Consider the following 25,798-nt stretch of genomic DNA (forward strand, 5'->3'; position numbering starts at 1 on the left):
CCTCTCCTTGGAGAGGGGTTGGGGGTGAGGCTTTTCTTTTTCAGGGCATCGGTGTGAGTTCTTTCGCCAACTTTCGGGCATAGGGTGCGGGGTATCCAGAGCGCCAGACAGGGGCAGGAGTTCCACGCTTGGTGCGCAGGAAATTTCCGTTTTCATCAGTGGGTCTGACAACCATATCGTTGTATTTCACGATGAGGTGGAAAGCCAGCTGCGTCCAACGCGCAAGCATGCGCTGTGCCTGGAGGTTGCTGTAGTCGTTGAGCTGGCGCAGGGCTGCCGCCTTATCGGTGGCATAGCGCCGGCAGGCTTCTTTCTCTATTTCTGCCTGCTGGGCAAAATAGCTCTGCTCGAGGCTGTCGCGCACGGCTTTCAGACTTGGGAACATCTGACTGTAACGCGGATAGACCATGTTGCTGACCCAATTGCACACCCAGAAGGCATTCTTCATCGAGAAGGTGAGGGCGTCAGCGCCAGGCGTGTTGTAGCATTCGGGGCGCACGGTGTTGCCACAATAGACAGGGGTGTAGGCTATCATGTTGCCGTCGTCATTGCCAAACCACAACACGCCGCCAATCTCACGGGGAAGCCATGAACGCATTTCGCTGACATAGGAGAAAGTGGTTTGCTGGGTGCTCACGGGGCGCTCGTTGAAATAAGCTTTTCCATTGACTTTATAGACCAAGGGCGAGGGGCGGTAGGGCATTTGCCAGATGCCGCCTCCGATGTCGAGGGTGTCGGTGGCGAGGGGTGTTCCTTCATAATGGTCGCGCATGGCAGTCTGCACGTCTTGCACACTGAGTTTATGCTTGGGCACTATCCAGAGGGGCATGTCTTCAGCGTTGGGATCAAGTCCCTCGGCCCAAGGCAAATAGCGGGAGAAGCCATCGGCAAAGCGATTGAAGAATGCCCACACGCGGGCATCACAGAAACGACGTCCTCCGAAGTCGGGGCACGCATAGGTCATCTTCCAGTTGAACTCGTCGTCACGCCCCTTGAACCAGCCTTTGCTTCGGGCAAAGGAAATGACGTTCTTGCTATAGAGCACATTCTTCTTGTCTTTCATGTTGAAGCGCCCGATGCGGCTTTGGTTGGCATGTGCGCAGATAGCGTCATCGGGGATGCGCTGGGCCACCCACACCACTTTCTTGCTTCCCGCACCACAGCCCATCATCTCCATGATCCATGCTTCATCAGGGTCGCAGATGGTGAAAGTTTCGCCCTCGCTGTTGTAGCCATAAGCCTCTACCAAGGTTGTCATCACGCGAATGGCTTCGCGGGCCGTGCGTGAGCGTTGCAGGGCAATGTAGATGAGACTTCCATAGTCGAGGATGCCTGTGGAGTCGACCATTTCGGCACGCCCGCCATAGGTGGTTTCGCCAATGGTAACTTGATATTCGTTGATGTTGCCAATGACATTATAGGTCACGGGAGCCTCGGGGATGAAACCATGACACACGCTTGTTTCCCAATCATTGACGGCCCGCATTTTGCCTTTCTCATGCGTGGCTGCCGGATAATGGGGCAAACCGAGAAACGAACCATAGCTGTCGGCATTGTAAGTGCAGATGACGCTTCCGTTGACACTGGCTTTCTTGCCTACAATGAAATTCGTGCAAGCCTCTGAAGAGACTGCATAAAGCATGAGGCCCAAAAGCAGAAAAAGAGTTTTATTGATGTTCATACTGATATATTAAGATAATCTAACATTCAAAAAATTACATATTACATATTACATATTACATTAAGCCCGATATGTTAATGAGAAATGAGGAATGTTTAGTGTGTAATGTATTTTAATGTATAATTATGAATTATGAATTTTCCATTAAACACTCAACACTAAACATTCAACATTAAACATTAAGCATTCTGATTTTGCCTTTCTCAACAAAAGCTTTTCCACCTATCCATTCGGTCATGGCAGTCTCACCGCTGAACGTATAACTGTTCAACACCTCATTGCCACAGACTTCGATAACGGCATGATGCAGAATGCGACCATCGTCGAAGACAACTTCATGAAAAGCCAATCGGCGGAGTGCATTTTCCTTCATAGTCTATCGGGTCATGGGCTTATCCAATTCACCCTCAGGTATCATGGGAGTTGAGGGAGGAGTAAGGGGTTGCCTCTGACGGGAAGAATCGCGCGACAGGCTGTCGGCCTGGGCTTTCATTTCAGGCTTCTCTTGACTGGCATGCATGCGGAGGAGCCTGATTCCACTGACAATCATCAGCTTGAGTGTCGTGGTGTTCTCTCCAGGACTCTGACTTCGGCTGAGCATGAAAAATCCTCTGACTTCCTTGATGCCTAACCGTTTGTCGTCGCTCACCCTAATACTGCTATGACCTCCAGTCGAAAGATGAACCGTCTGTGAAGCTATGCTGTCATTGCTGAACCTCACGGAGAGCATCACAACACCATCGCGCATACCGTCCTGATAGATGAAATCACTGTTGAAATCAAGCATCAAGACATCACCCTTATGGAAAGCAGAGTCGGCTTTCAATGAGAAGCTATGCTGATTGAAAGGCTTCTGCGGAGCGAGCACCAATGAGGTTTCCTCACGCCACACATTGGCCGTGTCTCCTGTAAGACCAACATTGGCAAAAGCATCTCCTGCCGAACCACCAAGTGCCACAGATTCATCTCTGAAACGCTTGGCAAGGTTTTCATAGATTGTTTTCAGCTGCTCGGTGTGGCGCAGATAATACACCAATGAAGAATCGAAGTCGGCCTCGGTGTAACCGTGTTTCTGAAGCACAGCCGTATGATATTTCACCATATTGACAGAGTCGTTGCCCGAGGCCGAAGCCATGGCATCAGCCAGATGATAATCATAAAGAATATCTTCCAGCTCTCCAGGCTGGATATAGCGGGAAGGCACAGTGGGCTTACAGCCTGCAATAAGCATCAGGAAGCCCACACACATCACGGTTTTCAATATTGCTTGCTTCATCAGCATCTTTTTATTTCTTTCTAAACGCTCCCTTCACAGTTTCTGAAAGGTGTTCAATCTCATTTCGATAGAACAGGAAAAGTGCAACAATACCTACAGAAATGCAGGCATCGGCAAAGTTGAACACTGGCGAGAAGAAGATAAATTCATCTCCTCCCTTGAACGGAACCCATGACGGATAAGTGGTTACAATCATCGGGAAATAGAACATGTCGACCACCTTGCCTTGCAGGAAAGGGGCATAACCTGTTCCAAAGGGCACGAAGCCAGCCACACTGAACGGAGTAGAGGCCTCGAAGATGAGTCCATAGAACATGGAGTCGAGAATGTTTCCCACCGCACCGGCAAGAATCATCGACAGTACGACAATATATCCCGTCGTGTGCTTCTGCTTGAGCACCTGCCGAAGATACCAGCCTATTGCCGTGATTGCCACGAGGCGGAAAAGGCTGAGCACCAGTTTGTTGAAAAAGGTCATGCCGTAGGCCATGCCATTGTTTTCAACAAAACTGATATAGAACCAATCGGTGATATGGATAGACTCACCAAGACAAAAATGTGTCTTGACCTCAATCTTGATAAACTGATCTATAAGAAGAATGACAGCTATCAGGATAAAGGCCAGGACACCATCGGATAGAATTTTGTTTTTTTTCATTTCTTTCTTGCGTTCTTCGATGCCACGCTCAATGTGGCATGAGGCACGATGCGGAGGCGTTCCTTTGGAATCAATTCGCCTGTCATGCGGTCAATCCCGTAGGTTTTGTTCTCAATTCTGAGCAATGCGCCCTCTAAAGCTCTGATGAATTTCTGCTGGCGCTGTGACATCTGAATCATTTCTTCCTTGCTCTGGTTGGCATTCCCTTCATCAAGCACCTTGTTATAGGTTGGTGAAGTGTCGTCAACCCCATTGCCGTCTTTATTCATCAACTGATCCATCAGCGCTGTGTATTCCGTACGAGCTACTTTCAATTTGTCATTGATGATAGAACGGAACTCTTCCAATTCCTCATCTGAATAACGTGCTTTCTTGTTCATAGGATATTAAATTTTTGAATTTATATATAAAAGGAAAGAGCCGGTGGCAGAGGGATGTTCCAACTGCCACACGGTAGTCTCTTTTTAATCTTTCTCTACAAGGATATTGAGTTTGAAGTCATCAAATTCGGTCTCGACACCCTGATTCTCGGCTATCTTGATGTCGTTGGCAAGCACCTGACTCTTAATCATCTCGCCGAACGATTCAATGGCAGCATCGGTCTGTACATTCGGAGCCACGGTAACAAGGATGCGGTCGGTAATCTCAAGTCCCGTTTCCTTACGCAGATTCTGAATACGGTTAATCAGTTCGCGTGCCATACCCTCACGTTTCAAATCTTCGGTCAACTCTACCTCGAGTGCCACGGTCAGATTGCCCTCATTGCTCACCAACCAGCCTGGAATATCCTCGCTGATGATGTCGACATCACATGCCTCGACAGTCACTGCCTGACCTTCAACCTCAAAGCTGATGCTTCCCGATGTTTCGAGCAAGGCAATTTCGTCTTGGGTGAGCGCATCCATGTGGGCTGCCACCGACTTCATCAGTTTGCCAAACTTCTTGCCCATAACTCGGAAATTGCACTTTATCTTCTTCACGAGCATGCCCTGGCCCTCGACAAACAGAAGTTCCTTCACGTTAACTTCATTCTTGATGAGGTCGGCCACGGCTTCAATGTGCTGTTTCTGTTCAGCATCAATGGCAGGAATCATAATCTGAGCCAATGGCTGACGCACCTTGATGTTTACCTTACGACGCAAGGCAAGGGTCATTGAAGTTATCTTCTGTGCCATACCCATTCGGATTTCGAGGTCGGCATCTATTGCCTGCTCGTCAGCTACTGGGAAATGGTCGAGATGCACGCTTTCCAGTTTGCCTCCCAAGTCATGATAGAGTTCGTCGGCATAGAACGGGGCAAACGGAGCCAGCAATTTCGCCACTGTCATCAGGCAGGTATAAAGCGTCTGATAAGCCGAAAGCTTGTCTTCACTCATCTCTGTGCCCCAGAAACGTTTACGGTTCAGACGCACATACCAATTACTCAAATCGTCGTTGACAAAGGCATCTATCAATCGGCCGGCACGCGTGGGGTCAAAGTTTTCCAATTCGTGCTCAACACCCTTTATCAGAGAGTTGGCTTTGGAAATTATCCAACGGTCAATCTCCGGACGGTTTTCAAGTGCCACCTGCTCTGCCTCGGGGTTAAAGCCGTCGACATTAGCATAGAGTGCAAAGAAACTATACGTATTATATAATGTTCCGAACAACTTACGGCGTGTCTCGTCTACTCCGTTCGGGTCGAACTTCAAGTTGTCCCAAGGCTCGGAGTTAGTCATCATATAGAAGCGTACAGGGTCGGCCCCATACTTGTCAATCATTTCAAACGGATTGGTCACATTGCCCACATGCTTGCTCATCTTGTTTCCCTTGGCATCAAGCACAAGGCCTGTAGAGATGACATTCTTGAAGGCCACATGATCAAACACCATTGTGGAAATGGCATGCAAGGTAAAGAACCAGCCACGCGTCTGGTCTACTCCCTCATTAATGAAGTCGGCAGGATAGTAAGCCGGAGGCACAGGGATGCCCGTATAGGTAGAAGTGACAAGCTCTCGACGATATTCTTCCTCGCTCTTGCCTGTAGCTTTCAGTCCTTCGGGTGCAATCTCACCCTCAAACGGATAGTGCTGTTGAGCATAAGGCATGGAGCCCGAGTCAAACCAAACATCAATCAAATCGCTCTCGCGCTTCATGGGTTCGCCTGCCTCGTTGACCAGAACGATATCATCTACGTATGGACGGTGCAGGTCGACCTTATCATAATTTTCTTTTGAATAGTCTCCAGGAACAAAGCCTTTATCCTTCAGCGGATTGCTCTTCATTACACTGGCGGCCACACTCTTCTCTACTTCTGCATAGAGTTCTTCCAGGCTTCCGATACACTTTTCATTACGCTTATCATCCCGCCAAATTGGAAGAGGTGTTCCCCAGAAGCGTGAACGTGAGAGGTTCCAGTCGTTCAGGTTCTCCAACCAATTGCCGAAACGCCCCGTACCCGTACTTTCTGGTTGCCAACGAATAGTGTTGTTGAGTTCCACCATACGCTCTTTCTTTGCCGTGTCCTTAATAAACCAGCTATCAAGCGGATAATAAAGCACAGGCTTATCTGTACGCCAGCAATGCGGATAGTTGTGCACATGCTTTTCAATCTTGAAAGCTGTGCCCTCCTGCTTCATCTCCATACAGAGCACGATGTTCAGGTCTTCATCCTTTTCACTGGCTTTCTTGTCCCAAACTCCGTCAGGATTATATTTCGGATTATAGGAATTCTTCACATAATCACCGGCATGATGCCCATAGGCTTCCTTATCTACGCAAGCCTTTATGAAGTTATTATCGAGGTCTTCCAATGCATAATATTTACCCTGTAAATCAACCATTGGGCGAGTCTCACCCTGCTGGTTAATCAAATAAAGGGCTGGAATATTTGCGTCTTTAGCCACTTTAGCATCATCAGCACCAAAGGTAGGCGCAATGTGCACGATACCTGTACCGTCTTCAGTGGTCACATAGTCACCCAAGATAACACGGAAAGCCTCGCTGTCCATTTCAACAAACGTGTCACGACCGTCTTCGCTTGCAAACACCTTGTCGGCATGTGACTCGGCATAGTCTTTCACAAACGTTGGTGAAAAGTCATCCACCTTCTCACAAGGCTTCACCCAACGCATCAATTGTTGATAGTGAAGTCCCTCCAATTCAGTTCCCTTCATTCGGTCTACAATACGCCAGGGACATTTTTTATTCTCCTTGTCAAAAGCGCCAAGTTCGCCCTCCTTCACTTCCTGCTCTGGGTTGAGATAGGCACTGACACGACTCTCTGCCATGATTAGGGTAACAGGCTGACCATCGTAGAGATTATAAGTCTCCACAGCCACATAGTCAATCTTCGGGCCTACACAGAGTGCCACGTTTGAAGGAAGTGTCCAAGGCGTAGTGGTCCACGCAATGAAATAAGGCTTACCATGCTTTGTCCATTCGGCCTTGGGGTCTTTGATGAGGAACTGAGCCGTAACCGTAGTATCCTTTACATCACGATAACAGCCTGGCTGGTTCAGCTCATGGCTCGACAATCCCGTGCCGGCAGCTGGAGAATAAGGCTGAATGGTATAACCTTTATAGAGCAAGCCCTTGTTGTAGAGTTGCTTCAAAAGCCACCAAAGGGTCTCTATATATTTATTGTCATAGGTGATATAAGGATGATCGAGGTCAACGAAATATCCCATTTTCTCCGTAAGTTCACGCCATTCAGCAGTGAACATCATCACGTTTTCACGACATTTCTTATTATAGTCTTCTGTCGAGATATACTTCTGTGAAGCCTTATTGTCAATATCTTTCTTCGTAATACCGAGTTCTTTCTCTACGCCCAACTCAACAGGAAGTCCATGGGTATCCCAGCCCGCCTTACGGTGAACCTGATAGCCTTTCATTGTCTTATAACGGTTGAATGTATCCTTGATAGCGCGGGCCAGCACATGATGAATACCCGGATGACCATTAGCCGAAGGAGGACCCTCGAAGAAAATAAACTGTGGACAACCTTCGCGTTCATCGATTGACTTGTGGAAAATATCGTTCTTCTCCCACTCGGCCAACACCTCTTGATTTGTCTTGACCAGATTAAGACCGTCATGTTCGGCAAATTTCTTAGCCATATCCTATAAAAATCTATATATTTTGTTACGTAACTTTTTAATGCCCGCAAAGATAATAAAAATTATTAGCAATCCCAAAAAGAGCCCACTCTTTTTAATAATATGAAAGCAGAGCCTTAAAATTACATAACATATATTTTGCTAATCCCTAAAAACTCACTACATTTGCAAGTGAATTTACACTATTAATTATGAACTGGTTAATCAATCTTTTTACCACTACCGACTCTGTGGCCCATATAGCCATGCTCTATGCAATCGTGATTTCCGTAGGCGTACTGTTAGGCAAAGTGAAAGTAGGAGGTATCTCTCTCGGCGTGACCTTTGTGCTCTTTGCAGGCATTGTTGCAGGACATATCGGCTTTACAGCCCCCACAAACATTCTTAGTTTCATCCAGGATTTCGGCCTGATTCTTTTCGTGTTCTGCATTGGTCTTCAGGTAGGCCCAGGCTTTTTCGAAAGTTTCAGAAAAGGAGGTGTCACACTCAACCTGCTTGCCACCGCAATGATATTGCTCAACATCGGAGTAATGTTTGTCTGCTATTGGGTTTTCTTTGATACCCATAATGTTGACAATCTCCCGATGATGGTCGGCACACTCTATGGTGCTGTAACCAACACCCCGGGACTTGGTGCCGCCAATGAAGCCTTGACCAGTGTCTTCCCCCAAGGACACATGCCACAGATAGCCTCAGGATATGCCTGCGCCTATCCACTCGGCGTACTGGGAATTATCGGAGCAACAATTGCCATACGCTATATCACACGCGTGAGATTGGAAAAAGAAGAGCAGAACCTTGCTGAACAGGAAGACGAGAATCCACATGCAAAACCTCATCAGATGCACCTGAAAGTGAGCAATGCCTACATTGCAGGTCGCTCACTGCTTGAGATTTCTCAGTTCCTCAACCGTGATGTTATCTGCTCACGCCTGCTTCATGATGGCGAAGTAACTATTCCTAACCGCGATACGATATTCAGTCTTGGAGATGAACTTCTGGTTGTATGTACAGAGGGAGATGCCGAAGCTATCAAAGCTTTCATCGGCCCAGAAATTGACACTCCCTGGCACACCGAAGCCGAAACACAGCCACTCATCAGCCGACGGATTGTTGTCACCAATCCAGCCATGAATGGAAAAACATTGGGAAAGATGCACTTCTCAAGTGTCTATGGCGTCAATGTAACGCGCGTTACCCGCCAAGGCATGGACCTCTTTGCCAGCCGTAATCACCATTTCCAGATTGGCGACCGTATCATGGTGGTAGGCCCTGAGGATAATGTGAACCGCGTGGCCGAAATGATGGGCAACAGTACCAAGCGCCTTGATGCACCCAATATCGGCACGATTTTCATTGGTATTATCATCGGCATTCTTTTCGGAAGCATCCCAATCGCAATCCCAGGCATGCCTGTTCCTTTGAAACTCGGTATTGCCGGTGGCCCTCTGATTATTGCAATCCTGATTGGCAGGTTCGGTTATCGGTTCAAACTTGTCACCTACACCACAACCTCTGCCAACATGATGCTTCGTGAAATCGGGCTTGTGCTTTTTCTTGCCTCTGTAGGTATTAAGGCGGGAGCAGGTTTCTGGGAAACCGTTGTACAGGGAGACGGTTTGAAATATGTATACACGGGCTTCCTCATCACCATCATTCCAATCCTCATTGTGGGAACGATTGCCCGTCTGCGCTATAAGTTCAACTACTTTACTATCATGGGAATGATTTCGGGTTCCTACACCGACCCACCCGCACTTGCCTATGCCAACAGCATTTGTACGCGTGAAGCTCCGGCCATAGGCTACTCTACGGTCTATCCATTGAGCATGTTCCTGCGCATCTTTACAGCCCAACTCATTGTGCTGTTCTGTTGCGGAGCATAACCACTCAACTTGACATTCCCGCATTTAAGGGGAAAATAAAAACGCAACAGTTTTCTTGAACTGTTGCGTTTTACTTTATATTTGTTCAGATGAACCGTTGATTTATCTTACCATTTATCAAAGTGTCAAGGCTATGATATAATCAATATCAGTGGGAATTGCTCCAAAATTCAGAGTTATTCCATTGCCCGTCTTCGTGTAATTGACGGGCTTACCCGTGGCATAAACCAAAGCCGACTTCACCTTGTGATTGCCAAGAGGAACGAATAAACTTGAGTCCATGCAATTCAAAATATGGATATAGAGCTTGTTTCCGCGCTGAGTACTTACACCCCAATCATGCGGAGCAACAATTCCTCCACGCGTGCCATAAATGGTTTCTCCGTATTTACTCATCCATTCTCCAATGGCTTTCAGGCGATCGAGGGCAAGCGAAGGGAGTGCTCCTCCTGGTTCCGGACCTACATTAAGCAACAGGTTTGCATTCTTCCCCGCTGCCCGAACCAACATCTGTATCAATTCTTTGGGCGTTTTATAGTTGCTGTCGGTAATCGAATAGCCCCAGTGGTCATTGATAGTCTGACATGATTCAAGAGGCAATCTGCTGATGCTCTGCCCCGAAAGCCCAGCCTTGTTCTCGCCGGGAAGATCGCGTTCGAATATCTGAATGTCCTCACCGGGATTGGGAGTCTGATGATGATTGTTACCAATGAGACACTGTGGCTGTAGCTTATGTATCATTGCATACTGCGCTTCCAACTGCCAATCAAAGGGCTTTGCATCGCTGTCGTGGTCCCACCAGCCATCAAACCATATGGCTCCGATCGGCCCATAGTGGGTAAGCAGCTCTGTAAGTTGCGTGTTCATGAAGTTGTAATAGCTTGTCCAATCGGCTTTCTCTTTCTGTCTGCCTGTCCCAAGTCCTGTCCTTCCCTGCGGATAATCTTCTCTTCCCCAGTCCAAATGCGAATAATAGAGGTGCAATTTAATGCCGTGTCGCTGGCAGGCATCGGCCATTTCCTTGATGACATCCCGCTTGAACGGTGTTGCATCTACCGTGTTATAAGTGCTGGCAGAGGTTTTGAAAAGCGAGAAACCATCGTGGTGGCGCGTTGTTATCGTGATATATTTTGCCCCGGCAGCCTTGATTGCCCTCACCCAGGCATCTGCATCAAACTCTGACGGATAGAAAGTCTTGGCCAACTTCGGGTACTCCTGATAGTTGATATTCCTGTTGTTCATCACCCATTCGCCTGCCCCCATCATCGAGTAGAGGCCCCAATGCAGGAATATACCAAACTTCTCATCCTGGAACTGCTCGCGTGCCTTGAGGTTTTCAGACGTTGGCCGATAAGTCTCCTGCGCCATGCCGACATAATTCATCAGCAGAGTTGCAATTAAAAATAAAGTCTTTTTCATGTATGTTTCTATTGTTTAGATTTCTGTTTACAAAGATAATGAAAGTTCTGAAGAATTGTATCGAAAATCATCCGTTAAAGTTTCATCGACAAAAAAATAAGAGAAACATCCAGCTCTAACAGTATAGGAAAGCACTGCAAAAGCAGGCATAAAGCGCATTGTGGATTATAGAAACTAAAGAAGACATAAGCAGAGACAGGCAACATGCGTCAAACCGTGCTGTAACTTGATGCAGAACACACTGCAATCAGCATCAAGTTACGCGGTAATCTGCGTCAAATCACACGCTGAAATGACGCAGATTGCAAGGCTTTCAACAATCGTGTATTTCATAAAGTTCAATGTCCAACATTCAATATGCAAAGAAAAAGTCATTGCATCTCATAATATTCAATGTACAAACTTCAATATTCAAAGAAAAAAGTCCCAAGGAGTTCTCTTATCATCAGAACTTCTCGGGACTGTCATATAAAATTCTATGATGCTGATATTACTCCTCAACCTCACTGAAATCTTCCTTGGTTACACCGCAAGTTGGGCAAACCCAATCTTCCGGTATATCTTCAAATGCAGTTCCGGGTGCAATACCATTATCAGGATCTCCTACAGCTGGGTCATAGATATACCCACAAACGTCACATACATACTTTTTCATAATTGTTTTTGTTTTAATGAATAATGATTTATTTTGTTGCCTTGGCAAATGCCTCTCCATAGTCACGACAGGTGGCAAGTGCGTCTTCATCGGGAACCCACAAAGCCTTAATTCCATCGTCAACAAGTTCGAAACCTGCCTCCTGCAGATGTGCACTGATAAGCTTAGGTGCATCACCGCTCCAGCCATAAGAACCGAAAGCTGCAGCCTTCTTCCCCTTAAGCTTCAAGCCGCGGGCCATTTCAAGAATACCGGCAATGGCATAAGAATACCCATAGTTGATTGTCGGTGAACCTACAAGCACGGCTTTCGACTGGAAGATTTCCGTCAGGATGTCGTTCTTGTCTTCCTTGGCTGCATTGTAAATCTTCACGGTAACGCTATTGTCTTCAGCCAATATGCCCTCGGCAATGGCTTCTGCCATCTTGCGGGTAGACTGCCACATGGTGTCATAGACAATGGTTATCTGATTTTCCTTATAAGCATCGGCCCATGTCTGATACTTCTCAATGATCTGCATAGGATTGTTTTTCCACATCACCCCATGGCTCGGGCAAATCATTTTGATAGAGAGATTCATGCCAAGAAGCTCTTTCACCTTACGGCTTGCCATTGCACTATAAGGACAAATGATGTTGGCATAATACTTTTCTGCCTCCCAAAGCAGATCGTCCTGCTTTACGAGATCATTGTAAAGTGACTCGGTTGCGAAGTGCTGACCAAACACATCATTGGAGAAGAGAATATCTTCACCGGAAAGATAAGACATCATCGTGTCGGGCCAATGCAACATTGTTGCCTCGATGAAAGTAAGAGTCGACTCGCCCAAGTCAAGCGTATCGCCCGTTTTGACATTCACAAAGTTCCAGTCCTGATGATAATGTCCGCGGAGAATAGCCTCCCCTTTCTTCGTACAATAAATAGGAGTGCCGGGGATTTCGCGTAAAAGTTCGGGGAGAGCACCGCTATGATCAATCTCATTATGGTTCATGACAATGTAGTCTATCGCCTTCAAATCAATCTCACGCTTCAGTCTTGCCACGAATTCTTTATCGTAGGGCTGCCACACTGTATCCATCAATACAGTCTTCTTATCCCGAATAAGGAATGCATTATAGCTTGAGCCATGGTCGGTGGAGAGTTCATCACCATGAAAACGCACTAATTCCCAATCAATCTTTCCTACCCAAGTTACCTTATCTGTTATCTTTTTTGCCATGAAAATTAATAATAAATGAATTAATAAGCAAAGTTAACAATAATTCTTCATAGAGGTACTATAAGTTGTGCTTTTTTTTGTTTTTTATGAAATTAGGCTCATGAAAAGGGAATAATGTGCTAAAAAAGGTATTAATCAATCGCCTATAGGGGCATGGAAAACAAAAAGAGGCGTGACGAAATGAGTCGTCACGCCTCTGATGATTATCTGATCAATAGTGTAGTTAGAGTGAAGCCACAGATGCACTGTCAATCCATCCATACACCATACTGCATACACCAAAGAGGAGGATGCCCGTGGTGCAGATAGCCAAAGCCAACTTAGTGCTTGAAGCACTCTTGAAGGTTGGCAGTGGATTTTCGTTGTGCTTGATATACATCGCCTTGACAATCAGCAGATAGTAATAGAGACTCACTACCGTGTTGACCAACGCAATGAATACGACTGCATAGGCAAGTGAGCCGGCTGTCGTGCTGATTGATGCTCCTTTCACAGCGGCCATGAATACGAAGAACTTGCTGAACATACCTGCAAATGGGGGAATACCACCTAAGGAGAACAGTGCAAGCGTCATCAGGAAAGCCAAACGGGGATTGGTTTTGTAAAGACCATTGTAGCCTTCCATGTCAACCACGCCGTTATTATGTTCTTCAACGCTGCTGATAACCGAGAAAACGGCCATGTTAGCTGCAACATAAATAAGCACATAGAAACTCAAAGCCGTGAAGCTCATAGCAGAATTGCCGATAAGTGCCAACACGATATAACCCGCCTGAGAAATAGAACTGAAGGCCATGAAGCGCTTCAAGTCACGCTGACGAATGGCAAAGAGGTTGGCAATCGTGATAGAAAGCACGATGACTATGAACAGAAGATACTGCCAATATTCAACCATCGGGGCAAACACTTTCATCAGAATGGCGCACAACGCAAAGGCTGCAGCACCCTTACTGACAACAGAAAGATATCCGGTGACAGTTGTAGGAGCACCCTGATAGGTGTCGGCTGTCCAGAAATGGAAAGGAACCAAAGACAATTTGAAACCTAATCCACTGAAGAAGAACACCATACCCGTGATAGTAAGCGGTGTTGCCTGCATCTTCATGGCAAGGTCGTCGAAATAGAGAGTACCCATAGCGCCATAGAGGAATGAAATACCAAAGAGCATCACACCACTTGAGAAGGTTGCTGTCAAGATGAACTTAGCAGCTGCTTCTGCCGAATTGTGACGGTATTTGTCAAGTCCTACGAGGCATGCCATTGGCACAGAAGCCATTTCAAGACCGAGGAAGAACAACAGGAAGTGATTGGCACTGACCATCATGTTCATACCTAACAAGGTTGAAATCAGCAGCATGTAGAACTCGCCCTCCTTGAACTGTGTATCGGGACGAGACAGCCACTCACGACTCTGAATGAGCACAATGAGTGCACCCAAAGCAAGAATGGTCTTGATGACTCCGATAGCAGGCGTTGTATAATACATGTTGCCAAAAGCAGTAGCAGCGGTTACAGGGAAAATATTGATGACAATATGCACAGCCATCAACAAGCAGACTAAGGGATTGAACCACGCACGTGGTGATACGGCTTTACTTTCGGCATTGGGTAAAACAACACGCTGAGCGGTCGCAAAGTCTGCAATGAAGATGATAATCAGAAGCGCCACGAGGGTCACTTCAGGTATCATGCTTAGAAATTGACTATAATCTATATTCATCATAAATCTTTATTCTTTATCATTTATAATCTACATTACAGTGCAGCAACCGTTGTACCAAGGATATGATTGATGATAGGACCAACCGAATCGCTGATGACATTGTTTGCCCAGAGAGGGAACAGACCAAGACCTGCAACACAGAAAATCAGACCTCCAATAGCAAAACGCTCGTCCCATGTAGCATCATGAAGTTCGAAGAACTTGGGATTGGCAACCTTCTGGAAAAGGATTTTACCAACAACACGCAGGATGTAGACTGCCGTTATCACAATTGAAGAACATGCAATGATGGTGCAGACACGATGGAACATATCGCCATTTTGGAATGAACCAACGAAAATGGTCATCTCTGCAACGAAGCCGGAGAAGCCTGGCAGACCGAGATTGGCAAGACCTGCCACAACATAAGCCACGGAGAGGAAAGGCAAAACTTTCATCAATCCGCCGAGATAGCGAACGTCACGTGTTCCTGCACGGTGATAAATCATACCGATGCAGGCAAAGAACAATGCCGTCATCAAACCGTGAGAAAGCATCTGCAGAACAGCTCCCGTGATAGCAGTCTGGGTCATCATGCAAAGTGCAAAGAGTACCATACCACAGTGGGAAACTGATGAATAAGCATTGATATACTTCAAGTCGGTCTGTACACAAGCTGAAAGTGCACCGTAAACTACAGAACAGGTGGTAAGGATAAGGAATATCCAAGAAAGCTCCTGTGCTGCTTCAGGAAGCAGATACATGGCTATACGGAAACAACCATAACCGCCAAGTTTCATCAATACACCGGCATGAAGCATGGAAACTGCCGTCGGTGCCGATGCATGACCGTCAGGTGACCATGTATGGAATGGGAACAAAGCACCCAACACTCCAAAACCAATGAAGATGAATGGGAAGAACACTTTCTGAACAGATACAGGAATATTGTGCAGAGCAGCAATCTCATTGATATTCATTGTGGTGGCACCACTGAAGTAGTAGATGCCAAGAATACCGATAACCAACAACGCACTACCACCCATGAGCATCAACGTAAGCTTCATGGCGGCATACTCCTTAGGCCCTGTTCCCCATACACCGATAAGGAGGTACATTGGTATCAAGGCTACCTCGTAGAACATAAACATGGTGAAAAGATCGGTCGAAATAAAGAAACCGAACACACCAATGCTCAAAAGAACAAACCAAAGGAAGTATTCCTTCTTCATCGGTTCAAGTTGCCATGAAGCAAAAGTTCCTGTGAAAACGATGACCGCAGACAGAAGTATCATCACTACAGAGATACCGTCTACACCCACACTGTAGGCTATATTCAATGGAGCAAACCAAGGAACGCTATAGGTAAACAACATCAAATCGGTGTTGCCGGCATTGCGCATCTGAATAAATGTGACAGTGAGCCAGATTGAAAGGCCAAGCAATGCGGTAGCACCGACAACCATCACGCCACGTACCTGATTATCGTTCTTTGAAAGCCAAAGACCAATAAGCATCAGGACTGGAATTACTACAAATAATGTTAATATACTCATTTTTTACTTGTCTTTATTCATGTTCATGATTCATTAGCTGAAAATACAAAGCAAGATCAGTGTCAATGCAATGGTACCTGTAAGGAACCATGAAGCGTATGAACGGACATCACCACTCTGCCAAGGACGGATAGTCTCACCAGCTTCCTGAGCACCCCATGCCATGAAGTTGAACGTACCGTCAATAACATGACGATCGAACCATGCAATTGGTTTAGAGAAACAATTGAACACAATCTTATGCGTGAAGAACTGCCATGCATCATCGATATAGAAGCGGTTGAGCGCTGCCTTGTGAAGACGTGGCATCTTCTTCTGCAACATGTCTGGAACAGGATTGTGCTTGGGGAGATACATCCATGTAGCCAATCCAATGCCAATGGCTGCTGCCAAGAGACTGAACCATGCCACACTTGAGAATTCAAAATGTTGCAAACCGATTTCCATGGATTGGCCTGTTGCTGAAACAAAGTGTCCGAATGGAATCCAACCTGCAAAGATTGAGATAACAGCAAGGAATACCAATGGACCCCACATAACAAAAGGTACCTCTGCAGGACGCTTGCGGTTCTCAGGATCAAGTTCATAATAGCTTTGTCCCCAGAAAATAACGTAATAGAGTCGGAACATATAAAACGCTGTCATACCTGATACGAGCGTCATAAACCAACCTAAGAATGGAGAATATTCAAAACAAGCTGATACAATTTCATCCTTTGAGAAGAAGCCTGCAAAAGGCCAAACACCACTAATGGCAATACAACCAATGAGGAAGCAGATGTTCGTGATAGGCATATACTTGTGGAGTCCACCCATATATTCCTTGAAGTTGCTTCCGATAATCACAATGATAGCACCGGAGCAAAGGAACAAGAGAGCCTTGAACATAGCATGTGTGAACAAGTGGAACATACTTGCCATATAGCCGAGACCACCTTCATGGTTGTCAAGAGCATAACAAACACCCAAAGCTACAAGCATATAGGCAATCTGAGAAATCGTTGAGAAAGCCAAACCACGCTTAATATCGCGCTGTGCACAAGCAACAGCTGCGGCATAGAAAGCGGTGAAAGCGGCTATATAAGCTACCCAGTGAAGCTGTTCGGGAGCATACTCTACCCAGATTGGGAAGAGACTTGCAACCTGATAAACACCGGCAACAACCATGGTTGCAGCATGAATAAGTGCAGAAACAGGTGTTGGGCCTTCCATTGCATCCGGCAACCAGATATGAAGCGGGAACATGGCACTCTTACCTGCACCACCAATGAACATCAAGAACAAGGCTGTTGGAAGCACCCAAGCATATTCTTTAGCCACACTTGCAAGCTTACCAATCAGTTCAGGATTTGCATTCAGATCGTAGTTGAACGTGCCAACATAGAAACTGAAGAACAGAATACCAATGAGGAAGAACAGATCGGCAAAGCGAGTAACAATGAAAGCCTTCTTAGAGGCATGCACAGCCGCATGCTTTGGATAATAGAAACCAATCAACAGATAAGAACAAACGCCCACAAGTTCCCAGAACATATACATCTGGAAGATATTTGTAGCAACGACTAAGCCCAGCATGCTCATTGTGAAGAGTGACAGATAAGCATAGAAACGCTGAAAACCATGTTCGTATTCCTCAAACTTATAATGCTCGTCACGCTCGGCCATGTAACCGAAAGAATAGATGTGAACCATGAAACTTACCGTCGTAATCACAATCAACATCATCACACTGATAGGTGTCAGACGAAATCCGATATTGAAAGTAAGCAGTTCAGTAAACTTCAACCAGGTAAAATTGAAAACAGTAACTGTCGGGTACATACCTGTGGCAGCATCCCGTCCGATGACAAAGAAATACTCATAGGCTGTATAGACAGACATTGCAAAAAGGCTGCCCAACATGATTGTACCGATAAGACCAGCTACCTGCTTCTTCATCTTCATGCCCAAGAGTCCCAGAACCAAGAAGCTCAGGAAAGGCAGAAGAAGTATTAAAAATGCATAACTGTATTCCATCTCTTTTAGAATTTCATGTTTTCAATACTGTTCACCTGATCACTATGGTAGTTACGGTAAACATTAATAATAATAGCAAGTGCCACTGCCGTCTCTGCCGCACTGACTCCTATAGAGAACAAGGTGAAGAAGAAACCTTCAAGCTGTCCGGGGAAAAGGAGACGGTTGAAAACTGCAAAGTTCAAGTCTACAGAGTTCAACACAAGCTCAACAGAAATAAGCATGGCAACCAAGTTGCGACGCGTAACAAAGCCAAAGACACCAATGAAGAACAAAAGTGTGCTGAGCACGAGATAACATTCTACAGGGATATTCATTTGTTATCCTCCTTTCTTGCAATCATAATACCACCAATGATACACGCCAACAGGAACAGTGAAATGAATTCGAAAGGCAACACATATTGATACTTGTCGCTTCCGAGAAGCGCTGTACCAATCTGTTCCATCGGCACTTCTGTGTCGGTAGCCTGCATCGCTGCATTATAAAAATTGTTTTTAATAAGAACTAAACCTACCGTCACAAGACCAACGATGCTCAAGAGTATTCCATTGACAACTCGGCTGCCCTTGAAACGCTCAACAAGACCTTGCAACGTACGCTTAGATACAAGCTGAATGGCGAAGATATACATCATCGTAATGCCACCGGCATAGACAGAAATCTGTGCTGCACCTAAGAACGTATAGTCAAGAAGGAAATAAATTCCTGCAACACCAAACAACACGAACAGCAGGAATGTAGCTGAACGCATGATGCGTTTGGTCAGAACACACATGATAGCTGAACCAAGAATGATTACAGCTAAAATGCAAAACATAACTAAATTTGCCATAATCTATTACTTGGTTTTAGTGTTAAACTTACCGATTGTCAGTGGTGCACCACCTTCAATCAGATTAGGGAGACTACCACCTTTATATACTTCCTTATCAAGATGATAAACCAACTTGTCACGATCGAAGACTGAGTTCTCGAAATCATTCACAAACTCAATAGCTCCGAAGTTACAAGCATTGACACAAAGCTGACAGAACATGCAGTCGCCAAGGTCATACTGGTAGTCATCAAGTTGTTTCTTCTTGCGACCCGTTTCAGGGTTCTCCTCCAAATGGGCTACAATCTTGATCGTATCATTAGGGCAAGCTTTCTCACACATGGTACACGCCGTGCATTTATAGTTCTCGTCTTCATCACGCAAGAAGACAAGACGGCCACGATGACGCTTTGCAACATGCAGGGTAGTCTTGCGGTTTTCAGGATACTGCTCCGTAGTCTTCGGCGTGAAGTATTCCTTCATCGTCACCTTCAGACCTGTTCCAAGTGTCTTCAGTGCAGCACCTATTTCACCGAAATATGATTTGTTATTTTCCATTTTAATTAAATTCCTTAATCAATTTCATGAAAGAATTAAACCAAGGCAACCCAAACGGTTGTCAAAGTCAGAATGACAAGCACCAATGGCATGAGATACTTCCACTCCAATTTCAATATCTGGTCAATACGAAGACGAGGGAATGTCCAGCGAATCCACATCAGGATCCACACAATAGCAAACGTCTTTACAAAGAACCAGATGATGCCCGGAATGAAATCCATCACGGCATTGAAACCGTCAAGACCGGCTACATGCAAAGGCATCCAGCCTCCTAAGAACACTGTAGCAGCAATACCTGAGATAACAAACAGGTTCAAGTATTCAGCCAGATAATAGAAACCGAAGCCCATACCGGAATACTCTGTATGATAACCGGCTGTCAACTCACTCTCAGCCTCTGCCAAGTCAAATGGACCACGGTTAGCCTCGGCATTGCCTGCAACGAGGAACACCAAGAAAGCAAGCCATGTAACTGGAGTCTGGAATATAAGCCATGCCCCATGTTGTGCTTCCACAATACCACCAATCTGCATGGTACCTGTCAAGACAACTGCACTGATAAGGCACAGACATAATGACATTTCATAGGATATCATCTGAACTGCACCACGCATGGCACTGACTACAGAATACTTGTTGTTACTACCCCAACCTGCCAAGAAGACACCCAGAATGCCAATACTCGAAATTGCTGTCAGCAGGAAAACGCCAACATTGAAGTCGAGCACTGCAGCACCTTTGTTCCAAGGAAGGAAAGAGAATGTGCCGACAGATGCAATGATAACCAAGAAAGGAGCAAGGTAATAAAGCATCTTGTCTGCCTTATCAACAGCAAAGATTTCCTTAATCAACATCTTCAACACGTCAGCAAACACCTGGAAGATACCCCAAGGACCAACACGCATCGGGCCAAGACGACACTGGAAGTAGGCGCAAACCTTACGTTCCATGAAGATTAGCACGATAGCAATCAGCGCATAGGCTGTGAGAATGCAGATGCCTACCAGTACACACTCTATCAAAATCGACCAGAAATCTCCAAGATTCAACGTGTGACGGAGAAGACTGTCAATCCATCTTGTTACTATACTAAAATCATACATAATTATCTATCAATATCTGGTATAACGAAATCAATTGCAGCACCTGTAGCCACAAGGTCGGCCAACTTCTGTCCCTTCAGCATCTTGTCGAATGCACCTGTAAGGGTCAGACCCATTGGACGCATCTTCAGACGGTAAGGACTCTTGTCGCCACGTGAGTCAAGATATACACCAAACTCACCTGCTCCACCCTCAACAGAGAAGAACCACTGGCCTTCGGGCACCTTGATAATAGGTTTCTGCTTGATATAGAATTCACCCTCAGGAATGTTGTCTATCAACTGTTCAATGATATTCAGACTCTGATAAATCTCCTTGATATGAACCATATAGCGTGCCATAGAGTCGGCACCCGTCAGTGTCACCTCCTCAAAGTCAACCTTACTATACATGGCATAAGGGTGATTTTTGCGCACATCGTTATGCCAACCGGCAGCACGTCCGGCCGGACCTGTCACGGCATAATTGATACAATCTTCAAGATTCATCGGCCCGACACCTTCAAGACGCTGATGTGTGATGACGTTATCCCCAAAGACATCGAGGTATTCCTGAACCATCGGACGCAGATATTTGCAGAGTGTCTTCACGTTCTGGACAAAGTTCGGGTCGATATCATCCTGCAAACCACCAATGCGATAGTAATTCTGAATGAGACGTCCACCCGTAGTTTCCTCCATGACATTCAGCACATGCTCACGGTCGCGCATGCAATAAAGGAATGCGGTCAGCGCACTCAAGTCCTGTGCACAGGTGCCAAGGAACAGCAAGTGGTTGTCAATACGCTGAAGTTCATCCATGATGGTACGGATATACTGAATGCGGTCTGAAAGCTCTATGCCCATACCTTCCTCAATAACGCCCACCAAGGCATGACGGTGCATCATGGCACAAAGATAGTTCAGACGGTCGGTGAAAGCCAGTGTCTGTGGATAAGTCATGCTTTCACACATCTTCTCCATACCACGATGAATATATCCCAAATGAGGATAGATGTGTTTCACGGTTTCACCGTCGAGCACCGTCTGCAAGCGAAGCACACCGTGCATGCTCGGGTGGTTAGGGCCCAAGTTCACGATGAAGTCGTCTTCATCAAACATGCGATGCTGGGTTGCAACCAAGTTTCCCTGCTTATCGAGGTTCCATTCCGTAGTGAAATCACTCTCAGGTTCATCGGTTGTCGGGAACATGTTGGCTTCAGGACTCGCATCAAAATCCTTGCGGAGCGGATAGCCCTTAAAGTCATTACGCATGAACAGACGGCGCATGTCAGGATGACCAAGGAACTTGATGCCCAAGAAATCAAACACTTCACGCTCAAGCAAGTTGGCAGCATTCCACAGATTAATCGTGGTTGGAATGACATATTCCTCGCCTATCTGCTTTGCAATCGTTCTGACCGAGCAGCGCTCATGGTTTTCTGTGTTCTCAAGAATATAGATACAGCCCAAGCCTTCCTCACCAAAGTCTTCACCAATAATGGTAACAAGATAGTCGAAATGCTTTTCGTTCTTCAACTTCGCCATCTCTGCGGCAAAGTCATCGAATTGAAGTTCTATGTTATTTAATTTCATCTTCTTTTACCTTATTAATCTGTTAGACCTTTTTCGGGATCGAAATCAGCGGGCACATCCGTTACGATGATAGGCGATTTCTTTCCAAGTTTCTCGGCAGCAGTAATCGTTTCATTGCTCAATCCGCGCAAACCACCCTTCGACATAGACAGCTCACGCTCTTCTTTCGTCATCTTATGGTTGGCTCCGCCAAAGAACTTCTCCACCTTCACCTTGCGCTGTAACTGCATCATACCATAGAGAATAGCCTCCGGACGCGGAGGGCAACCGGGGATATAGACATCAACAGGCACCAGCTCGTCAATGCCACGAACAACGTTGTAGCTCTTCTTGAATGGGCCTCCACTGATCGTACAGCCACCAACAGCCACAACATACTTCGGCTCGGCAATCTCATCATAGAGGCGTTTGAACACAGGAGCCATCTTATTGGTTATCGTTCCGGCACACATAATAAGGTCGGCCTGACGTGGGGAGTTACGGGTAACCTCGAAACCGAAACGTGAAAAGTCATAACGGGCACAGCCCACAGCCATGAACTCAATGCCACAGCATGACGTTCCGAAAGTCAAAGACCACAGTGAGTTGCTGCGTCCCCAGTTGATTGCCTGGTCAAGCGAACCGACAATAACGTTGACACCGCCTTCATTCAGTTCTTGGGTAATCTTCTCAAGAGAGTCATTATCCTTGAATTCATCATAGGGAATACTCTTGATGTGCGGTTTTCTTACTTCCATTCCAACGCTCCTTTCCGCCATGCATAAGCAAGGCCTAAAACTAAAACAACCAAGAAGAAGCCAATGCTTATCAAGGCCAATGAACCAAATTGCTTAACGACTACAGCCCATGGATAGAGAAACACGGTCTCTATGTCAAACATCAGGAAGAGGATGGCAAACAGATAATACCCCACATGCATAGGAAGCCAGGAGCTGCCATGCGTCGGAATACCACATTCAAAAGGCTCACCCTTTACCGGATTGTATGAACGTGGGCCGATGAGTTTAGCAATGACATAAGCTGCCACCACCAAAACCACAGCCGTTATCAAAACGGTAATGAATAAAGTAAAATACATAAATTTTATAACGTTATTAATTATTTGCCTCATGTACGGTGGAGAGCTAATCCACCCAAAGCGCTGCAAAGTTAACAATAATATTAGACTTATCACTCTCTTTTTATAAAAAATGTAATATGGAGGTGACAATTTTAACCATTTAATGAATGAAGACTGCACATAATTCAAAATCAATCATTCAGCCTCACGGCCAAACAACCACTTCCCTCTCTGTTGACCCAGCTCCTGACTTGATGCAGAATACCACGCAATCTGACGCAGATCACACGATAACATGACGCAGATCACGCGATAACATGACGCAGATCACACGATAATATGACGCAGATCACACTGCAATCCGGCACAGATTGCAAGGCTTCTCCACATGCTGTCAGCACGGCTTAAAAAGCTGACAACATCCATATCCCGAGGCTTTACACGGACAACATGCTTCTATGCAGACACAAAAAAGCCGAGCATCACTGCTCGGCTTTCCATTATCCAAATTATGAACAAACATTTAGAAATTTTCAGCTGCAACCTGGAAGAAACTCTTCGGGTGGTTGCAAACCGGACAAACTTCAGGAGCCGTCTTGCCAATATGAATGTGGCCGCAGTTACGACACTGCCATACACGGTCTCCATCTTTAGAGAAAACAATACCTTCTTCAATATTATTCAACAGCTTGCGATAGCGCTCTTCATGACGCTTTTCGATAGCACCTACAGAGCGGAACTTCACTGCCAATTCAGGGAAACCGTCTACAATAGCCTGCTTTGCCATTTGCTCATACATGTCGGTCCACTCGTAGTTCTCGCCTGCAGCTGCGTCTGCAAGATTCGTAGTTGTTGTGGGAATATCACCCTCATGCAGGAACTTGAACCACAATTTTGCATGCTCTTTCTCATTGAGCGCAGTCTCTGTGAAGAGTTCTGCAATCTGCTCATAACCATCTTTCTTGGCCTTTGAAGCATAGTAAAGATACTTGGTGTGAGCCTGACTCTCGCCGGCAAAGGCATCTTTCAGGTTCTGCTCGGTCTTCGTTCCCTTCAGAGCCTGTGGGTTGAATTCCTTAAACTTGTCAGCTTTCACGTGACATACCGGGCACTCTGCAGGTGCCTCTGCTCCTTCATAAATGTAACCACAAACGGTACAGATAAACTTCTTTTTCATAATGCTTTTGTATAAATATCGTTTATTATTCTGATGCAAAGATAGAACTTACATTTTATAAAAGCAAATGATAGACTCTATAAATTGATAGAATAAAATCTATAATTTCCTGATGATGCCTTTATTCACTGCCTTTAAGAAGATACCCGAGAAGATAAATACATTTTGTTTTTTTTAATAGACACAGGAAACTAAACTTTGATAATCACGAAAAAAAGACTATCTTTGCAGGAACGAAGCATACAAAAACCAAGAAATATGACACTGCAACAATTGGAATATATCATGGCAGTCTACCGCCACAAGCACTTTGCAAAGGCAGCAGAGGCCTGCAATGTGACCCAACCGACACTAAGCTCCATGATACAGAAGCTCGAAGAAGAGTTGGGAGTGAAGATCTTCGACCGCAAGCGGCAGCCTATCCTCCCTACCCCCATCGGTCAGCACATCATTGACCAGGGGTGGGAAATCCTGCAGCATGCCAAGCAACTCAAGTCTTCGGTAGATGAAGAAAAGCATTCGTTGAGTGGCACTTTCCGTGTAGGAATTCTTCCGACTATTGCGCCCTACCTCATTCCCCGCTTCTTTCCACAGCTCATGCAGCGCTATCCTGAATTGGATATCCGCATCCGTGAGATGCAGACCCACGAAATCAAGAAAGCGCTTGAGCAGGGAGATATTGACGTGGGTATATTGGCTGAGCTTGAAGGTATGGGTGAATTTGAAACCATCCACCTCTTCTATGAGCAGTTCTTCGGCTACGTGGCAAAGAATGACCCTCTATATATTAATAAGGTGATACACACGGCCGACCTCAAAGGAGAATATCTGTGGATGCTCGATGAGGGGCATTGCTTCAGAGATCAATTGGTGAAATTCTGCCAATTGAAAGAGGCTAAGCAAAGTCAGAAAGCCTATTCCTTAGGCAGTATAGAGACATTCATGCGCATTGTGGAAAACGGGAAAGGCATCACTTTCATTCCTGAATTGGCCATTTTTCAGTTGGCCGACAGTCAGAAAGAACTCGTCCGCCCCTTTGCCATCCCTATTCCTACGCGTGATATCGTCATCATCAACAACAAGAATTTCGTGCGCCACACCATCCGCCAGCTGCTTATCGACTCCATCCAGAAAGCTGTTCCAGCCGACATGTTGAAACTGAAACAAATTCAACAACGCGTATAGCAGATTGCAAACTCTAAGTTTACAAAATAAGATAGCTGTCAGTATTTTTGCCGACAGCTATTATTTTATCCTAATAAATGAGGATAATTTTCAGAATTGTTTACATGATATGCAGACATATTTGCAGTTTAAATTAGTAAATGCGACAGTCTC

The 25,798-nt window shown here is 45.7% G+C and carries 22 protein-coding genes; 2 read left to right on the plus strand and 20 right to left on the minus strand.

Going from position 1 to position 25,798, the window contains the following annotated elements; genetic code table 11:
- Nucleotides 1–40: 40 nt before the first annotated feature.
- From HMPREF2983_RS13195 to ileS, 6 genes are all read right to left on the minus strand, one after another.
- A complete protein-coding gene (locus tag HMPREF2983_RS13195) occupies nt 41–1,681 on the minus strand; it encodes a dipeptidase (RefSeq protein WP_070669153.1) in 1,641 nt (546 codons plus the stop codon).
- Between the two features lie 172 nt (nt 1,682–1,853).
- Nucleotides 1,854–2,054, minus strand: coding sequence for a hypothetical protein (locus tag HMPREF2983_RS13200; RefSeq protein ID WP_070669155.1), 201 nt, complete (start codon nt 2,052–2,054; stop codon nt 1,854–1,856).
- Between the two features lie 3 nt (nt 2,055–2,057).
- The gene (locus HMPREF2983_RS13205; protein ID WP_070669157.1) at nt 2,058–2,963 is read right to left on the minus strand and encodes a DUF4296 domain-containing protein; all 906 of its coding nucleotides are present in this window, start codon (nt 2,961–2,963) and stop codon (nt 2,058–2,060) included.
- A 4-nt stretch (nt 2,964–2,967) separates the two neighbouring features.
- Nucleotides 2,968–3,615, minus strand: coding sequence for a lipoprotein signal peptidase (locus tag HMPREF2983_RS13210; RefSeq protein WP_070669159.1), 648 nt, complete (start codon nt 3,613–3,615; stop codon nt 2,968–2,970).
- Nucleotides 3,612–3,995, minus strand: a complete 384-nt coding sequence (locus HMPREF2983_RS13215; protein WP_004372613.1) for a TraR/DksA family transcriptional regulator — start codon at nt 3,993–3,995, stop codon at nt 3,612–3,614. Before HMPREF2983_RS13215 ends, HMPREF2983_RS13210 begins: the two co-directional genes overlap by 4 nt.
- An 84-nt stretch (nt 3,996–4,079) precedes the next feature.
- Nucleotides 4,080–7,715, minus strand: coding sequence for an isoleucine--tRNA ligase (gene ileS / locus HMPREF2983_RS13220; RefSeq protein ID WP_070669161.1), 3,636 nt, complete (start codon nt 7,713–7,715; stop codon nt 4,080–4,082).
- 191 nt (nt 7,716–7,906) lie between these two features.
- Between ileS and HMPREF2983_RS13225 the strand changes: the two genes are divergently transcribed.
- A complete protein-coding gene (locus HMPREF2983_RS13225; protein ID WP_070669163.1) occupies nt 7,907–9,601 on the plus strand; it encodes a putative transporter in 1,695 nt (564 codons plus the stop codon).
- Nucleotides 9,602–9,718: 117 nt separating this feature from the next.
- Here HMPREF2983_RS13225 and HMPREF2983_RS13230 read toward each other — a convergent pair whose 3' ends face one another.
- The 14 genes from HMPREF2983_RS13230 to rbr all read right to left on the minus strand — a co-directional run bounded on the left by HMPREF2983_RS13230 (nt 9,719) and on the right by rbr (nt 24,460).
- Nucleotides 9,719–11,020, minus strand: a complete 1,302-nt coding sequence (locus HMPREF2983_RS13230) for an alpha-L-fucosidase (protein WP_070669165.1) — start codon at nt 11,018–11,020, stop codon at nt 9,719–9,721.
- A 490-nt stretch (nt 11,021–11,510) separates the two neighbouring features.
- Nucleotides 11,511–11,675 carry a rubredoxin gene (gene rd / locus HMPREF2983_RS13235; RefSeq protein ID WP_004372607.1) on the minus strand — a complete coding sequence of 55 codons (165 nt, stop codon included), beginning with the start codon at nt 11,673–11,675 and terminating at the stop codon, nt 11,511–11,513.
- Between the two features lie 28 nt (nt 11,676–11,703).
- The gene (locus HMPREF2983_RS13240) at nt 11,704–12,894 is read right to left on the minus strand and encodes an anaerobic nitric oxide reductase flavorubredoxin (protein ID WP_070669167.1); all 1,191 of its coding nucleotides are present in this window, start codon (nt 12,892–12,894) and stop codon (nt 11,704–11,706) included.
- Between the two features lie 223 nt (nt 12,895–13,117).
- Nucleotides 13,118–14,614 carry an NADH-quinone oxidoreductase subunit N gene (locus tag HMPREF2983_RS13245; RefSeq protein ID WP_081446025.1) on the minus strand — a complete coding sequence of 499 codons (1,497 nt, stop codon included), beginning with the start codon at nt 14,612–14,614 and terminating at the stop codon, nt 13,118–13,120.
- Between the two features lie 35 nt (nt 14,615–14,649).
- Nucleotides 14,650–16,152: a complex I subunit 4 family protein gene (locus HMPREF2983_RS13250; protein ID WP_070669169.1), complete on the minus strand. Its 1,503-nt coding sequence runs from the start codon at nt 16,150–16,152 to the stop codon at nt 14,650–14,652.
- Nucleotides 16,153–16,185: 33 nt separating this feature from the next.
- Nucleotides 16,186–18,168: an NADH-quinone oxidoreductase subunit L gene (gene nuoL / locus HMPREF2983_RS13255; protein ID WP_070669171.1), complete on the minus strand. Its 1,983-nt coding sequence runs from the start codon at nt 18,166–18,168 to the stop codon at nt 16,186–16,188.
- Nucleotides 18,169–18,173: 5 nt separating this feature from the next.
- Nucleotides 18,174–18,485: an NADH-quinone oxidoreductase subunit NuoK gene (gene nuoK, locus HMPREF2983_RS13260; protein ID WP_004372602.1), complete on the minus strand. Its 312-nt coding sequence runs from the start codon at nt 18,483–18,485 to the stop codon at nt 18,174–18,176.
- Entirely contained in the window at nt 18,482–19,003 is a 522-nt protein-coding gene (locus HMPREF2983_RS13265; RefSeq protein WP_070669172.1) for an NADH-quinone oxidoreductase subunit J family protein, read from the minus strand. The genes nuoK and HMPREF2983_RS13265 overlap by 4 nt, the downstream gene beginning before the upstream one ends.
- Before the next feature lie 6 nt (nt 19,004–19,009).
- Nucleotides 19,010–19,543 (minus strand): NuoI/complex I 23 kDa subunit family protein, encoded by a 534-nt coding sequence (locus HMPREF2983_RS13270; RefSeq protein ID WP_004372600.1) that lies wholly within the window; start codon nt 19,541–19,543, stop codon nt 19,010–19,012.
- 35 nt (nt 19,544–19,578) lie between these two features.
- Entirely contained in the window at nt 19,579–20,649 is a 1,071-nt protein-coding gene (gene nuoH / locus HMPREF2983_RS13275) for an NADH-quinone oxidoreductase subunit NuoH (RefSeq protein WP_070669174.1), read from the minus strand.
- 2 nt (nt 20,650–20,651) lie between these two features.
- On the minus strand, nt 20,652–22,223 hold the full coding sequence (locus HMPREF2983_RS13280; protein WP_070669176.1) for an NADH-quinone oxidoreductase subunit D-related protein: 1,572 nt from the start codon (nt 22,221–22,223) through the stop codon (nt 20,652–20,654).
- Nucleotides 22,224–22,237: 14 nt separating this feature from the next.
- The gene (locus tag HMPREF2983_RS13285) at nt 22,238–22,960 is read right to left on the minus strand and encodes an NADH-quinone oxidoreductase subunit B (protein WP_018919205.1); all 723 of its coding nucleotides are present in this window, start codon (nt 22,958–22,960) and stop codon (nt 22,238–22,240) included.
- Nucleotides 22,951–23,301, minus strand: a complete 351-nt coding sequence (locus HMPREF2983_RS13290; RefSeq protein ID WP_004376595.1) for an NADH-quinone oxidoreductase subunit A — start codon at nt 23,299–23,301, stop codon at nt 22,951–22,953. The genes HMPREF2983_RS13285 and HMPREF2983_RS13290 overlap by 10 nt, the downstream gene beginning before the upstream one ends.
- Nucleotides 23,302–23,806: 505 nt before the next feature.
- Nucleotides 23,807–24,460: a rubrerythrin gene (gene rbr / locus HMPREF2983_RS13295; protein WP_070669187.1), complete on the minus strand. Its 654-nt coding sequence runs from the start codon at nt 24,458–24,460 to the stop codon at nt 23,807–23,809.
- 258 nt (nt 24,461–24,718) lie between these two features.
- Between rbr and HMPREF2983_RS13300 the strand changes: the two genes are divergently transcribed.
- On the plus strand, nt 24,719–25,645 hold the full coding sequence (locus HMPREF2983_RS13300; RefSeq protein ID WP_004372593.1) for a hydrogen peroxide-inducible genes activator: 927 nt from the start codon (nt 24,719–24,721) through the stop codon (nt 25,643–25,645).
- The last annotated feature ends 153 nt before the right edge of the window (nt 25,646–25,798 follow it).

The sequence above is a fragment of the Prevotella sp. HMSC077E09 genome, assembly GCF_001814685.1.
Taxonomy (GTDB): Bacteria; Bacteroidota; Bacteroidia; order Bacteroidales; family Bacteroidaceae; genus Prevotella; species Prevotella oris.

Excerpts from the sequence above, each read along its gene's own strand:
- HMPREF2983_RS13200 (WP_070669155.1), bottom strand. The coding sequence starts at position 2,054 with ATGAAGGAAAATGCACTCCGCCGATTGGCTTTTCATGAAGTTGTCTTC.
- nuoH (WP_070669174.1), bottom strand. The coding sequence starts at position 20,649 with ATGTATGATTTTAGTATAGTAACAAGATGGATTGACAGTCTTCTCCGT.
- HMPREF2983_RS13265 (WP_070669172.1), bottom strand. The coding sequence starts at position 19,003 with ATGGCAAATTTAGTTATGTTTTGCATTTTAGCTGTAATCATTCTTGGT.
- HMPREF2983_RS13280 (WP_070669176.1), bottom strand. The coding sequence starts at position 22,223 with ATGAAATTAAATAACATAGAACTTCAATTCGATGACTTTGCCGCAGAG.
- HMPREF2983_RS13250 (WP_070669169.1), bottom strand. The coding sequence starts at position 16,152 with ATGAGTATATTAACATTATTTGTAGTAATTCCAGTCCTGATGCTTATT.
- HMPREF2983_RS13205 (WP_070669157.1), bottom strand. The coding sequence starts at position 2,963 with ATGCTGATGAAGCAAGCAATATTGAAAACCGTGATGTGTGTGGGCTTC.
- rbr (WP_070669187.1), bottom strand. The coding sequence starts at position 24,460 with ATGAAAAAGAAGTTTATCTGTACCGTTTGTGGTTACATTTATGAAGGA.
- HMPREF2983_RS13300 (WP_004372593.1), top strand. The coding sequence starts at position 24,719 with ATGACACTGCAACAATTGGAATATATCATGGCAGTCTACCGCCACAAG.
- HMPREF2983_RS13270 (WP_004372600.1), bottom strand. The coding sequence starts at position 19,543 with ATGGAAAATAACAAATCATATTTCGGTGAAATAGGTGCTGCACTGAAG.
- HMPREF2983_RS13215 (WP_004372613.1), bottom strand. The coding sequence starts at position 3,995 with ATGAACAAGAAAGCACGTTATTCAGATGAGGAATTGGAAGAGTTCCGT.
- HMPREF2983_RS13225 (WP_070669163.1), top strand. The coding sequence starts at position 7,907 with ATGAACTGGTTAATCAATCTTTTTACCACTACCGACTCTGTGGCCCAT.
- nuoL (WP_070669171.1), bottom strand. The coding sequence starts at position 18,168 with ATGGAATACAGTTATGCATTTTTAATACTTCTTCTGCCTTTCCTGAGC.
- HMPREF2983_RS13195 (WP_070669153.1), bottom strand. The coding sequence starts at position 1,681 with ATGAACATCAATAAAACTCTTTTTCTGCTTTTGGGCCTCATGCTTTAT.
- nuoK (WP_004372602.1), bottom strand. The coding sequence starts at position 18,485 with ATGAATATCCCTGTAGAATGTTATCTCGTGCTCAGCACACTTTTGTTC.
- HMPREF2983_RS13210 (WP_070669159.1), bottom strand. The coding sequence starts at position 3,615 with ATGAAAAAAAACAAAATTCTATCCGATGGTGTCCTGGCCTTTATCCTG.
- HMPREF2983_RS13245 (WP_081446025.1), bottom strand. The coding sequence starts at position 14,614 with ATGAATATAGATTATAGTCAATTTCTAAGCATGATACCTGAAGTGACC.
- rd (WP_004372607.1), bottom strand. The coding sequence starts at position 11,675 with ATGAAAAAGTATGTATGTGACGTTTGTGGGTATATCTATGACCCAGCT.
- HMPREF2983_RS13230 (WP_070669165.1), bottom strand. The coding sequence starts at position 11,020 with ATGAAAAAGACTTTATTTTTAATTGCAACTCTGCTGATGAATTATGTC.
- HMPREF2983_RS13285 (WP_018919205.1), bottom strand. The coding sequence starts at position 22,960 with ATGGAAGTAAGAAAACCGCACATCAAGAGTATTCCCTATGATGAATTC.
- ileS (WP_070669161.1), bottom strand. The coding sequence starts at position 7,715 with ATGGCTAAGAAATTTGCCGAACATGACGGTCTTAATCTGGTCAAGACA.
- HMPREF2983_RS13290 (WP_004376595.1), bottom strand. The coding sequence starts at position 23,301 with ATGTATTTTACTTTATTCATTACCGTTTTGATAACGGCTGTGGTTTTG.
- HMPREF2983_RS13240 (WP_070669167.1), bottom strand. The coding sequence starts at position 12,894 with ATGGCAAAAAAGATAACAGATAAGGTAACTTGGGTAGGAAAGATTGAT.